The organism is Nonomuraea sp. NPDC050556 (assembly GCF_044457355.1).
In the GTDB taxonomy this organism is placed as follows: Bacteria; Actinomycetota; Actinomycetes; order Streptosporangiales; family Streptosporangiaceae; genus Nonomuraea.
Window position 1 is genome coordinate 48,204 of the sequence record NZ_JBITGU010000010.1, and the last position, 11,210, is coordinate 59,413.

Sequence of the window (11,210 nt, forward strand, 5' to 3'; positions counted from 1 at the left end):
TCACTGCTCGGGCTCTTCCAGCCCGGCCAGCGGTTTGCCCTCCAGCTTGTGGTAGGCGTCGGCCATGCCGTACGCGTACGGCTCGACCTCGCGGGAGGACAGCGTGCGGCGCACTCCGGCCACGGTGATGACATAGGCGGGGTCTCGGCCTGGCGTCATGTGCTCGTAGGTGATCAGCTCGGCCGCTTCGAGGAGCTGCAGCAGCCGGACGCGCTCAGCCCGCTGTGCGGGCCCTTGCTTGCGCTTGATCATCTCCACGATGTGATCTCCGAGCGTGTACGCCGAGTCTGGTTGAGCCAGAGGGTAGCGCGGCGCGCACGGCAGCGAGCCCACGGGCGAACGTGTCGGGACAAGTCGGGGCAGGAAACATCTCGGCCAGACGCTGACGAGCAGGGGGCGGCGACGGGGCGCGCAGCTCGACGTCCCGGCGAGGCTCAGCGCGTCCTGGCCGCGTTACCGGGCTCGGGTCGTGGCCGTCTCCCCGAGAGCGCAGGAAATCGCCGCCTCGCTCGTCACAGCGCGGGCACCGCTTGGAGCCGCCGTCGGGCAGCAACAGCGTCCCATCCTCGCACCGCACGTCCGAGCAGTCCGTGCCCGCGATCAACGCCATGATCACGCCGACCGGGCCATCGATCTCCTGCAAGCTGTAGATGGCCAGCCAGCGGCGCTTGATGCGCTGGCGCAGCTCCTCGGGGGTGCGGTGTTCCAGCTGGAAGAGAAACCGCTTGGCGATGCGGGCTTGGGCGTGCAAGGCGATGTCGTCTCGGCAGATCCGCATCAAGCTCTCCAGCCACTTCCACATCCGGTCAAGGTGCTTGGCCTGCAGACTGCTCATCCGCACGCCGGACCGGATATCTCGCCGATCTTGCTGACCCGTGCCCGAAGGGCGCGCCTCGGGCACCAGCCCCCTACGTTGCCGCAGATCGCCTACGGCGGGATAGTCCCTTACCTGATCAACATTTACATGATCAAGAGTTGCTCTATCTGGAGTGATCTGGTTGCGGGGGGGCGATGTGACCGAGTTGCGGGGGGATGTGTGATCTGGTTGCGGGTTCGCGACGTGTTCGGGCCGCTCGTCCACAGCTTCGTCCACAACCTCGGGCGCGGGATCGGGTGTGGTGATGATCGAGGCGAGTGCCTGCATCGCGGCGACGGGCTCGGGCCGGGGCGTGCCCGTCCCCCGGTAGGCCGTCCCCCGCGCGGTGCGCTCCCCCACCGTGATCCACCCCGCCTTACGCAGGGACGCGCGGGCGCGCTGCACGGTGTCGACCGAGACGCACGTGCCGTCCCCCTTGCGCAGCACGCGCGTCTGGTCGGCGTCGGTGACATACCGGCCGACGTTGCCGCAGTAGGTCAGGTAGGCCAGCAGCCGGAACTCGCGAGACGACAGCACCTCGCGGATCGCCCGCCGGGCGACCATCACCATGTGCTCGCGCGGCCCCAGCTCCCGGGCGCGACGGCCGACGAGTTTGCCGCGCCGGGTCTCCTCGATGATGAACCCGCGCCGGGTGAGGGCTGACAGCATGCGCTGGGCGCTCTCGCGCTCCACCGACAGCACGTCGCCGATGTACTCGGCCGTGGCGAAGCACCCGGCCGGGTTGCGGCTGTAGGACGCCACCACGGCGTACACCCGCACGGCCAGGTCGGGCAGCTCGGATTGCAGGAGAGTGATCGGGATGGGCACCGATCCGGTGAGCATGAAGGAGACCCCGGCTCTCGGGCGGCGCTCGGGCCCTGATCTGGCAGGCGCGCCCGGGGGTGCTGCCAGGGGCGGGGCCGCGTACGCGGCGGCAGCAGAAGATCGCACGGCGAGGAAACTCCCTCATTCTCGTGCGTGCGCCCGCGTCCCCTTTTGTCTCTGGCCGAGACGTCGGGTACTCTGGCGCACGCGAACTAAGTCAGCGATAGCCCGCCGGGGACCCAATCCATGGCGGGCTTTCGCGTATTCAAGATCAGCTGCGCAAAGCATCGACAGCTCGCCCCGATGACCACCCTCGGGAGGCGATCACCGACACGCGCGTCTCGCAGTCTGCACCCTCAGGGCGGTTATCGCAAAGGAAGGCACGCCGAGCAGCCGATACCGCCACCCGTATGCCGATAATCCCGCGCACACGCCGCGCCTGCGGGCCCTCTACCCCTGCCCAGACATCGATTGCTGACGCCGGACAACCTGGTCCAGCTCGGCCAGAAGCTGCGTCAACCGCGCGCGCAGCGTGTGCCCGTTCGGGGTCGCGATGTCGTCCAGAAACACCTTGTGCGCCGTCCAGATGTCGCGCACCGCGTCCAGAGCATCGACCGGCGACATGGTCGCCCGGCAGTCGAACGCCGTCGAGAGCGCTTTCTGCGCCTCCTCGCCGACCGGGTGCTCCTGACCGAGCATCCGCCCCGGAGCCGGTTCGCCCTGCCACAGATCCAGACCGACGCCGAACCGCATCGCGGTGACCTTGATCGCGTCCCCGATCGTTTCCTTGATCGCGTTCGGTCCGGTCTTGCCGTCAGCGGCCCCATACCCGATGCGGGTCTTGCCGCAGATCGTCAGCCTGATCCACATGCCGCCGAACTGATCCAGGGCGGGCAGACCCCGCTCGTCGTAGGCCAGCGGCTCCCACTCCCACCCCGGATCGACCTGCAACAGGCGGTCGGTGACGTGGGCGTGCCCGACGAAGTCCAGGTGCATGTGCGCCACCGACAGATAGCCGCCGCATTGCGAGCACTGGCGGCGCGGGTGCTCGTTGCAGCACCGGCCGGGAGCCTTGCGGCACACCTCGCACGTGAAGAGCGGCCGCATGCCGACCAGCTCGGCCGGGAACGGGGCGCGCAACTCTGCCTGAGCCTGCGCGTCCAGCACCCGGGGCTCGCCGATCACGATCTCGGGCAGACGCGTCGTGGCGTCCTTGGCGCCGCTCATGAGCGGCCGGGCCTCTCCCCCGAGGGAAGCAGCCTGCCGGTCTGCCGCCCCCAGGTGCGGATCGTGGAGGGCAGGAACCCCGGCTCGGTTCCCCCCTTGCCCTCCCCCAGCTCGATGTCCGGCGTACAGTAGCGTCCCTGCGACCTGGCGATCCGGGCGCTGATCGGCGCCAGCCCGAGCAGCTCAGCCGACTGGGCGAGCGACAGATACCGGGCAGGTGTCTTGCGCCAGTGCGCGGGCGGCTTGTCTCCCTTCTTCGGGCGGCCGCCCGGGTGACGAACCGGCGTCACCCCGTCAGCGGCCAGACGACCGGTCTCAACCCCCCAGGCCACGATCCGCTCGCGCGTCCAGCCCCGGCTGATGTGCTGCTCGTCGCCGAGCTCGACATCCGGGTCGATGATCCACCCGGAGGCGACCAGCCGTTGAATCGTCACCAGCTGGCTGATGCCGAGCAGATTGGCCACCTGCCGCATGGACAGGAAGTGCTGAGTCATCGCGACAACTCCCCTAGGCGAATGTGTAGTTCTTTCGCACGCCATAATATCGGTACTCACATACTCACCATATCTAGTTTTGGGTGTGGGTCCACCAGGCACGCCACGAGGAGCGCCGGGTGAGGTTCAGAGCCAGGGCGACGTGCTTGCGCGCGCGGCGCAGCCGTCGTTCGTAGCCGCGTACGGCGGCCGCCACCTCCCGCACCTGGACGGCGCCGGCGGCGCCGCTGGCGGCCAGCTCGTGCAGGTCGGACAGGTGAGCCAGGTCGACGCGGGCCAGGTCGAGCTGGATGCGGGCCAGCCGGATCAGGTGGGCGTGGGCGGCCGGGCCGCTGCCGATGCCGTCGAGGTGGTCCAGGGCGACGGGGATGCGTTCGCCGAGCAGCGCCCGGTTTCGGCTGCCCGGCTGGGCGGCCGGGATCGGCGCGCGCGGCAGGTCAGGCAGCATCGCCGTCCCATCCGTGCTCGACGGCGTGCGGGGCGCACATGCCGTAGCGCCAGCTGCCGGTCTCGGCGGCGACGGCGGAGTCGTCGGGGCAGTCGGTGAGGCCGCACTGCCAGCCGCCGATCTCGAAGGGGCGCAAGGGGGCGAAGGTGATGCTCATCAGGGGGTTCCCTTCAGGTCTGAGAGGTGGGGTCAGGCGACGTACTCGGCGATGGCGTCGACGAGGATGCCGTGTCCCTCGTCGCTGGTGCCGAACAGAGCGACGGGCTGGCCGTCGGCGTCGAAGTGGATCTCCTCGACTCTCATCTCGGTCAGGTGCCCGGTGCAGGGGTGCCAGGTGCCGATGACGTCGCCGATGTGCAGGGGGTGGGCGTCGGTGTGGCCGCTCACCCAGATGCGGGCGGGGGCGTCGTCGAGCGCGATCGGCTCGCTGATGACGATCTCGGGCAGGGCGATCGCTGGGCGGGTGTTGGTGCTGGTCATCGGGGGTTCCTTTCGGCGGGGTTCGTTGCTGACTGACTCGTATCAGTATACGAACCCCGCGCGAATATGCAAACTCAAAGAGTGTAGTTTCAGGAGGTGTGACGAGCCCGATACAACGCCTCCACGTCGATCACGACCATCCCTGAGGCGGGCACCGGCAGCACCTCCCCGTCGTCGATGCGCACATCAGCCCAGAACACATGATCAACACCCTCGAGGTCGTCCTCTGCGGTCTCCCACAGCTCGACCACCGTGCCGATCACGATGGCGGGCAGCACCAGCCCGCCCACGGGCAGCTGGAAGGCCACCAAGTCGCCCACGGCGGCATCACGCATCTCGTTCGTCGTTCTCATCGACTCGTCCTCTCCTGTCGTCTCAGGCACCGGCTCAGCCTTCCCAGCCGAGCTCACGCTTGATGATCGCGAACGCCGCGTTCCGCATGTCGCCGTCGGTGGCCTGCGGCCCGAACCCGGCCGCGCGCAGGCTCACGTGCACCAGATGCGACAGGACGGTGTCGAAGGCGAACGAACGCGTCACCGACCGGTCGAACGCCCGGTCGGCGGCCGCCACCTCCTCGGCACCGTTCGGCCCGGCCAGCACGTACACCCCGCGCTTGGCCATCGCCCGGCTGCGACGGCGGATCTCATCGTTGAGGTCCCACACCAGCAACTGGGCCACATCGCGGTGCGCGGCCAGCGTCAGCGCGGCGATGATCTCCGGCGTCATCGCCAGCGGCTGCGGCTCGCCGATCACGATCTCGGGCAGGGCGACGACGGGGGCGGCGGTCGTGTTCTCGGGGGCGTTCGTCATGGCATTTCTCCAGGTCAGAGGCTGTTCTTGTGAGAGTCACTCTATCGCAAACATCACACACATGCAAACTCTCAATGTGTAGTTTCTGGTGGGGTGTATGGGCGAGACGACGTTCACCTCCACAGCGCTGGGCCGCCTGACACGCGCGAAGGTGTCCCCCCGAACACCCCGAACGCAGGAACCGGCGCGAACTCGTCATCTCGCCCGCGATCATCACACCACCCGGGCGGCGGACTCGTCACGCACCCCGGCGGCCTTCATCGGGCGCGGCGAGCCCCCGACCAGCACCCGCACCTCGGTCAGATCGGGCCACGTCGTCTCCACCGAGTCGGCGATCTCCACCCGCACCCCCTGATAAGAGATCGCCGACTCCAGCGTGCTGATCAGATCCGGCACGTCCAGCTCGAAACCGCCGGAGTCGACGACCAGCTCGACCGTCACCCGGTATTTGTAGTCCTCGGCGCTCTCCAGCTCGTACGCATCGCGCTGGCCATCGGTCATCTCTTCCCAGCGTCGTGCGCTCATTCGCTCATCCAATCAACAGCGGTCGTCCTGGATCGGGTGCTCTGCACCCCGGTGTCGGTGGCGCGCGTCGCGCAGTCGAAGCGCAACCGGCCGGAGGGGTAGGAGATCTTCCACCACAGATCGATGGAGTCACGCGTCGGATGCCCGATCTGGGCGAAGAAGCGCGACTGATGCCGGACTGCGGACGAATCGACCGTCACCCGCCAGCCGAGCTTCTTGGCCTGCTCGATCAGCGCGTCGGCGGCCGCCGTGCGGATCTCGACCATCACGACCACCTCTGCCCGCGCGTCGACTCGTGGATGCGGAACCCCTCGCGCACCTGGTTGAGGCTGTCGAGCTGGCCGCGCCCCTGGTGGCCGGTGCCCTTGTCGACGGTGTAGCGCCAGTGCCACGGCCCGAACCGGTTGTGGTACTCGGTGCGCGCCCGCCAGGCGCGATACCGCCACCCGGTGTCGCGGCCCTCCCATTCGTAGAACCCCGCATCGCGCACGATCGGGATCAAGTACGGCTCAGCCATCGAGCTTGCCTTCCTTCGTTCGACATCTTCTGACATATATAAGTATATGGAAACACCGTTCAAACACAAACTCAGCATGTATAGTTTTTGGTGGTGGGCAGGGGCGGCCCGCAGACCGCCCCCCACCCCCGTTACGCGCCCTCGCCCGGGTCGACCGGCACCGGCCACCCGTACACGCCCGCCTGCACGCCGTCCACCGTCACCTTCCAGGACGCGCCCCCGGACGCGAAACTCAACCCCTCCCACACCACCGCCACCAGCCCCGGCACGTACCGGGCGTAGTTCACGCCGCCCTGCCCCGGCGTGGTGATCTGTGAGATGAGCGCGCCGGCCTCGAACGGCCGCGAGGCGGCAGCCGGGTCCGGGCCGCCCTCGGCGTCGGCGTCCGGCGGCAACACCATCACCGACCCGTCCCCGCTCACCAACCCGGCCGTACCCGACCCGTCCGGGTCGGAGGCCCGCCGCGCCTGCCCGAGCGCGGTGGCCATCGCCGCGGCGACGTCGTTCCACCACGCATCGGCCGGAGCCGACCCCGACACTCGGGTGAGCGTCCCGGTCACCTGCGCGTACCTGTCGTCCATCAGGAGTACCCCCACACCGAGAACTGGGCACGGAACGGGTTGTTGCCGTCGTGCTTGAGCAGATGGGCGTAGTTGCCCCGGAAGTCCTTGTCCGCGATCGTGATGCTCTTGCCGTTGCAGGCGACCACCACCTTGTCCGGGTCGACCGTGACGGTGATCGTGTACGAGGTGCCCGCGACCGGCGTCAGCCCGGTCTTGACCTCGCTGTAGGTGACGGCCGGGTTCAGCTTCCACGCCGCCAGGTTGCCGTTGGCGCGCAACCCGAACTGATACCCCGAGTTGCCCCCGGCCATGATCGGGTTGTCGGCGGTGGCGGTCAGCCCCCACGGGGCGTCGTTCGGGCAGCAGATCGCCCCACCCACCCACCGCGTTTTGTCTGAGGGCAGGTCGTAGAAGCGTACGTTCATCGACCAGGTGAAGCGTTGCGGGTTCGGCGGCGGCGCGATGTTGCCCAGCAGGATGCCGAACGCGTAGTTGCCCGTCCCGCGAGGCAGGCTGAACGCCGCATCGTTGACCGTCCACGCGCTGTAGTAGCCCCGGTAGGCCTGGTTGACGTTCGCCCCGGACCAGCGGGCCCCCTTGTAGGTGTTCAGCGACAGCATCCCGTACCAGATGTACCGGTTGCCGTTGTGGGAGCCGTTGGACAGCGCCCGGTACCGGTCGACGTTCTTCGACGCGTAGATCGGGTCCTCGGCCAGCACCCCGCGCACCCCGAGCGAGGTCGCCTTGTCGGTCTGGTAGTGGAACGACTCCGTCAGCAGCAGCACGTTCAGCCCGGCCGCCTTGTAGGCGCTGATGTTGGCGTCGGAGACCTGGTTGTTGTACGTCGAGACGACCACCCAGGTGACCCCGGCCGCGCTCAGCACCGCCGGGGTGAGCACCGCCGCTTCGGCGTCGGTTCTCACCGCGGCCGCGCACGCCACCGTGGCGTTCTTGTAGGCGGCCAGCTTGTCCAGGCCCGCAAGCGTGCGGTCGTCGTACTGGATGACGATCACGGACTTGGTCAGCCCGAAGCGCAGGATCTGATCCAGCGTCGAGGTCCACGCCTCGTCGTCCGACGGCATGATGGCCAGCACCGCGCGGCGGGCGGTCAGCCGGAACGCGTCATCCAGGGTGCACATGCCGTACCCGTCGACGGCGTACCAGCCCCACCACCCGGTGTAGGAGTCGGCCTGGTTCCCGGCGTTGATCACGAGGTTCTTGAACCGGGCCAAGCTCATGTTGGCCAGCGTCAGCCACGCCTCTGTGCCGCCGCGCGGCTGTACGTACTGGGTCAGATCCTGCGCCGGGGCCGTCACCAGGGTGCCGTCTTCCAGCGCCCAGGACCGCATCGTGATGATGTCCAGATCCAGCGCCACAGCCTGCTCAAAGCTCTGCGGCGTGCACTCCGGGGCCAGCAGATACCCCGCCCCGCCCGACGACCAGCCGCCCACCACCCCCGTGGCCGGCAGACCGGCCACGGTGGCGCCGCCCGGGTCCGGGGTAGGGCCGCCACCGCCGGAGTCGAACAGACCGGAGTCGGACCCGAATGACAGCGTGTTGCCCTCATCAGCCGACAGCTTGACCTGCAGCTTGTTCGTCCCGGTCGTGTAGATGATGCCCGGCCCGGCAATATCGGCCAGCGCCGTCCCGACGGCCGCCGTCCACGCCGGGTCGTCGCCGACCGGCAGCACCACATACGGGTTGGCCGGGCTGCCGTTGCCCGACACCGAGATGCCGCCCGCCCCGGTGACCACACATGAGCACTGAGAACTACACCCACAGCGCGACATCGTTACCCCTCCTCATCCTTGGTCGGCGCGGGTGGCGCCGGGTTCAGCTCCGGGTACCAGCCAGCGGCCAGCACCTGCGCGCTGGTGTCGTCTTCGGTGCCGGTCGACAATCCGATCGACTCGGTCCGGTTGGTGGCCACGCGGTCTTCCACGCTGCGCACCCAGTCGGGAAACGACTGGCTGGCCAGCGAGTCCCGCAACGTCACCCCCACCACAGGCCCCCGTTCATGTGCCGCTCCCGGTCTCGTCCCACACGTCCGGCGGCGTCTCCTGGCCGCGCAGCGGCGCGAACGCCACCGACACGCGTTCGGCCTCGCCGGGCTTCCAGGTCACCTCGACGTCGGACAGGCGCAGCCCGGCCATGGCGGCGCGCTGGTAGCCGTTCAGCGCGATGTCGACCCGCACCCCGGGCACCAGCTGCTCGATGGTGATCGGCGCGGTCGGCAGCAGGAACGCCCCGTCGGGCACCTGCACGGTGGGCCGGGGCGGGTCAGTTTGCGTCAGCAACGACGTCAGCTTGGGCCGGTACAGGGCGTAGGCCGATTCCTTGGGCTCGGTCTGGAAGTCCTGCATCGCGTCCAGGAAGTTCCATACCTTCACGTCGGCGCGGCGGATGCCCGACACCGACCGCGAGACCCGCTTGTCCTTGGCGGCCGCCCGCACCGCGGCCGACACCATCGGCCGCACCGCGACGTTCTCGTACGCCGGGTAGCCGTACCCGGCCAGCCCATCAGTCGAGCGCACTCGCAGGGCGACCTTGCCGCCGGTGTCGCCCTCCACCAGCTCCAGGCGGCCGTCATCGCGCAGCCGGGCCACGACACCACCGTGGTCGACGACCCCGTCGCCGTCCAGGTCGAAGAACGCCAGCGCGCCCCGCGCCCCCTGGGCGGGGTCGTCGGACCAGCGGCCGTCGGCGCGCATCGCCTCGGCCAGCTGCTGCCCGTCACCGGCCGCCGGGAACGCCCCGGCGTTGCCCGACTGCTCGGCACACCAGGACAGAAACGTGAACGCCCACGGCTCGACAGCCCACTCCGCATCACCGGTCCGCTCGGCGAACCACCGGCCGTAGGCGCTGCTCCCGTCGGCGTCGGCCTTCTTGAACATCTCCCCCTTGGCCGCGCCCAGCATCGCCTCAGGCGTGCTCCGGTCCGCCACAGTCCCGTCCCACGGGTAGTCGCCCGCCGGTTCGATCTCCTCCTGGTCGCCGTCGACCGGCCGCACCTCGGCCGCCCCGACCAGCCGCCCGGCGCGCACCCCCAGTACGGCTGCGCTGGCGCTGCTCTCCTCCGGCGTCCAGATCCACGTGATGGTCGCCCGAGTGGCGATGGCCATGCCGTCCGACAGCACGGAGATCTCCTGCGAGAAGTCCGCGTCGGTCAGCCGGGCCTGGGCGCGCGTCTTGGACGTGGCCTCGGGCATGATGATGATCCGCCGCCCGACGCAGGTGAAGTCCATGCCCTGCTTGGTCAGGTTGCGCAGCAGCGTCCCGTAGTACGCCGACCGGGGCAGGAACCGTTCGACCTTCGCCTTGGGGGCGCCGTTGTAGACCTTCAGGAACTCCAGCACGTTCGGGTCCGTCGAGTACGACGTCGACGTGCCCGGCTCGGTCCAGCGGGCGAACGCCTGCCGGATGTAGGACTCGGCGATGACCGTCCCGTCAGCGGTCTGCTTTTTCAGCTCCACCCAGTTGATGCGCCGATCCAGCCAGCCGACCACGTCGCGGGCGAGCACCGTCACCGTGGTGCGCCGCTCGTCGATGCTGGTCACCGGACCCTGCCAGACGACTTTGCCGTCCCGGTACACGGTGACCTCGTGTACCCACTCGGCCAGCTTGTCGAGCACCCCGTTGACGCACGCCGGGTCCGCCTCACCCTTGGTGATCTCCAGCGTGCACGTCGACGTCTTATCCAGGCGGCGTCCCCACGTCAGGGCCGTCACCCCGCTGATCGCCCCGAACTGGCGTTCGCCGCCCCGCCAGTGCGCGACGATCTGGTACGCCTCGGCGCAGCCGAGTACCCCGGCCATCAGCAGGCGTCCTCTCGCGAGTACAGCTCCACCGAGATGGCCGCGTCAGCGGCGGTGTACTTCTTCTCCGACGACACCTCGACGCACAACCCGACCCCGCAGGAGAACACCGGCCAGGAGAACAGGCCGCCGTTCGGGCCGTACAGCTTCGGCGTGGCCGTCACCCGGCCGGGCCCGCCGGGGCAGTCCACCGACGCGCGCTGAATCCGCCCATCCAACGTGAGCGTGGCGCCGACCGGCAGGTACAGCACGCTCATGCTGTCGCACGCCCCGCACAACTCGCCCAGATACTTGGCGCAGTCCAACCCGAGCGGGTTGGCGTAGAACTTCACCGTGATGGTGCGCATCGCCGCCGTCCCGGCGTAGATCTTCACCACCGGCACCGACTCCAGCCACTCCGGGGCACGCAACGGGGCGAACGCGTAGATGCGCCGCACCAGGGTGGCCGTCTCCGGCCAGCACGGGTCCACCAGCGCGGGGGGCTGCGGCGGCAACGCCGGATCGGGGCACTTGGGGTCCGACAGGCACGCCGCCGTCTCCACGCAGTCATCGCGAGCGGCCGCGAGCGTGGCGAGCACCTCGGCCTGCCCGGTCGAGGCGGCGGTGAGCAGACGCATGTTCTCCTGCACCCGAGTCACCGACGCCGTGCT

17 protein-coding genes are annotated in these 11,210 nt (G+C 69.2%); all 17 read right to left on the bottom strand.

The features are described 5' to 3' along the window. Positions 1-252 (bottom strand): hypothetical protein, encoded by a 252-nt coding sequence (locus tag ACIBG8_RS54570; RefSeq protein ID WP_397351371.1) that lies wholly within the window; start codon positions 250-252, stop codon positions 1-3. Beyond that, a complete protein-coding gene (locus ACIBG8_RS54575; protein ID WP_397351372.1) occupies positions 215-1,699 on the bottom strand; it encodes a hypothetical protein in 1,485 nt (494 codons plus the stop codon). The genes ACIBG8_RS54570 and ACIBG8_RS54575 overlap by 38 nt, the downstream gene beginning before the upstream one ends. A 432-nt stretch (positions 1,700-2,131) precedes the next feature. Further along, a complete protein-coding gene (locus ACIBG8_RS54580; RefSeq protein ID WP_397351373.1) occupies positions 2,132-2,908 on the bottom strand; it encodes a hypothetical protein in 777 nt (258 codons plus the stop codon). Next, complete coding sequence (locus ACIBG8_RS54585; protein WP_397351374.1) at positions 2,905-3,402, bottom strand: hypothetical protein; 498 nt, start codon at positions 3,400-3,402, stop codon at positions 2,905-2,907. The genes ACIBG8_RS54580 and ACIBG8_RS54585 overlap by 4 nt, the downstream gene beginning before the upstream one ends. A 73-nt stretch (positions 3,403-3,475) precedes the next feature. Beyond that, complete coding sequence (locus ACIBG8_RS54590; RefSeq protein WP_397351375.1) at positions 3,476-3,850, bottom strand: hypothetical protein; 375 nt, start codon at positions 3,848-3,850, stop codon at positions 3,476-3,478. Beyond that, positions 3,840-4,007, bottom strand: a complete 168-nt coding sequence (locus tag ACIBG8_RS54595) for a hypothetical protein (protein ID WP_397351376.1) — start codon at positions 4,005-4,007, stop codon at positions 3,840-3,842. Before ACIBG8_RS54595 ends, ACIBG8_RS54590 begins: the two co-directional genes overlap by 11 nt. A 32-nt stretch (positions 4,008-4,039) precedes the next feature. Further along, positions 4,040-4,330, bottom strand: a complete 291-nt coding sequence (locus tag ACIBG8_RS54600) for a hypothetical protein (RefSeq protein WP_397351377.1) — start codon at positions 4,328-4,330, stop codon at positions 4,040-4,042. Between the two features lie 89 nt (positions 4,331-4,419). Further along, on the bottom strand, positions 4,420-4,683 hold the full coding sequence (locus tag ACIBG8_RS54605) for a hypothetical protein (protein WP_397351378.1): 264 nt from the start codon (positions 4,681-4,683) through the stop codon (positions 4,420-4,422). 34 nt (positions 4,684-4,717) lie between these two features. Next, positions 4,718-5,140 (bottom strand): hypothetical protein, encoded by a 423-nt coding sequence (locus tag ACIBG8_RS54610; RefSeq protein WP_397351379.1) that lies wholly within the window; start codon positions 5,138-5,140, stop codon positions 4,718-4,720. A 213-nt stretch (positions 5,141-5,353) separates the two neighbouring features. Beyond that, positions 5,354-5,641, bottom strand: coding sequence for a hypothetical protein (locus tag ACIBG8_RS54615; RefSeq protein ID WP_397351380.1), 288 nt, complete (start codon positions 5,639-5,641; stop codon positions 5,354-5,356). Between the two features lie 20 nt (positions 5,642-5,661). After that, entirely contained in the window at positions 5,662-5,931 is a 270-nt protein-coding gene (locus ACIBG8_RS54620) for a hypothetical protein (RefSeq protein ID WP_397351381.1), read from the bottom strand. Continuing rightward, entirely contained in the window at positions 5,931-6,182 is a 252-nt protein-coding gene (locus tag ACIBG8_RS54625) for a hypothetical protein (protein WP_397351382.1), read from the bottom strand. The genes ACIBG8_RS54620 and ACIBG8_RS54625 overlap by 1 nt, the downstream gene beginning before the upstream one ends. A 131-nt stretch (positions 6,183-6,313) precedes the next feature. After that, the gene (locus ACIBG8_RS54630; RefSeq protein WP_397351383.1) at positions 6,314-6,763 is read right to left on the bottom strand and encodes a hypothetical protein; all 450 of its coding nucleotides are present in this window, start codon (positions 6,761-6,763) and stop codon (positions 6,314-6,316) included. Continuing rightward, the gene (locus ACIBG8_RS54635) at positions 6,763-8,499 is read right to left on the bottom strand and encodes a hypothetical protein (RefSeq protein WP_397351384.1); all 1,737 of its coding nucleotides are present in this window, start codon (positions 8,497-8,499) and stop codon (positions 6,763-6,765) included. Before ACIBG8_RS54635 ends, ACIBG8_RS54630 begins: the two co-directional genes overlap by 1 nt. A 38-nt stretch (positions 8,500-8,537) precedes the next feature. Next, on the bottom strand, positions 8,538-8,741 hold the full coding sequence (locus tag ACIBG8_RS54640) for a hypothetical protein (RefSeq protein ID WP_397351385.1): 204 nt from the start codon (positions 8,739-8,741) through the stop codon (positions 8,538-8,540). Positions 8,742-8,760: 19 nt separating this feature from the next. Further along, complete coding sequence (locus tag ACIBG8_RS54645; protein ID WP_397351387.1) at positions 8,761-10,560, bottom strand: hypothetical protein; 1,800 nt, start codon at positions 10,558-10,560, stop codon at positions 8,761-8,763. Further along, positions 10,560-11,210, bottom strand: a 651-nt coding sequence (locus ACIBG8_RS54650; RefSeq protein ID WP_397351388.1) for a hypothetical protein, incomplete at its 5' end; no start/stop codon positions are given. The genes ACIBG8_RS54645 and ACIBG8_RS54650, both read right to left, overlap by 1 nt.

Excerpts from the sequence above, each read along its gene's own strand:
- ACIBG8_RS54600 (WP_397351377.1), bottom strand. The coding sequence starts at position 4,330 with ATGACCAGCACCAACACCCGCCCAGCGATCGCCCTGCCCGAGATCGTC.
- ACIBG8_RS54620 (WP_397351381.1), bottom strand. The coding sequence starts at position 5,931 with ATGGTCGAGATCCGCACGGCGGCCGCCGACGCGCTGATCGAGCAGGCC.
- ACIBG8_RS54630 (WP_397351383.1), bottom strand. The coding sequence starts at position 6,763 with ATGGACGACAGGTACGCGCAGGTGACCGGGACGCTCACCCGAGTGTCG.
- ACIBG8_RS54590 (WP_397351375.1), bottom strand. The coding sequence starts at position 3,850 with ATGCTGCCTGACCTGCCGCGCGCGCCGATCCCGGCCGCCCAGCCGGGC.
- ACIBG8_RS54615 (WP_397351380.1), bottom strand. The coding sequence starts at position 5,641 with ATGACCGATGGCCAGCGCGATGCGTACGAGCTGGAGAGCGCCGAGGAC.
- ACIBG8_RS54610 (WP_397351379.1), bottom strand. The coding sequence starts at position 5,140 with ATGACGAACGCCCCCGAGAACACGACCGCCGCCCCCGTCGTCGCCCTG.
- ACIBG8_RS54580 (WP_397351373.1), bottom strand. The coding sequence starts at position 2,908 with ATGAGCGGCGCCAAGGACGCCACGACGCGTCTGCCCGAGATCGTGATC.
- ACIBG8_RS54595 (WP_397351376.1), bottom strand. The coding sequence starts at position 4,007 with ATGAGCATCACCTTCGCCCCCTTGCGCCCCTTCGAGATCGGCGGCTGG.
- ACIBG8_RS54570 (WP_397351371.1), bottom strand. The coding sequence starts at position 252 with ATGATCAAGCGCAAGCAAGGGCCCGCACAGCGGGCTGAGCGCGTCCGG.
- ACIBG8_RS54645 (WP_397351387.1), bottom strand. The coding sequence starts at position 10,560 with ATGGCCGGGGTACTCGGCTGCGCCGAGGCGTACCAGATCGTCGCGCAC.
- ACIBG8_RS54605 (WP_397351378.1), bottom strand. The coding sequence starts at position 4,683 with ATGAGAACGACGAACGAGATGCGTGATGCCGCCGTGGGCGACTTGGTG.
- ACIBG8_RS54585 (WP_397351374.1), bottom strand. The coding sequence starts at position 3,402 with ATGACTCAGCACTTCCTGTCCATGCGGCAGGTGGCCAATCTGCTCGGC.
- ACIBG8_RS54575 (WP_397351372.1), bottom strand. The coding sequence starts at position 1,699 with ATGCTCACCGGATCGGTGCCCATCCCGATCACTCTCCTGCAATCCGAG.
- ACIBG8_RS54625 (WP_397351382.1), bottom strand. The coding sequence starts at position 6,182 with ATGGCTGAGCCGTACTTGATCCCGATCGTGCGCGATGCGGGGTTCTAC.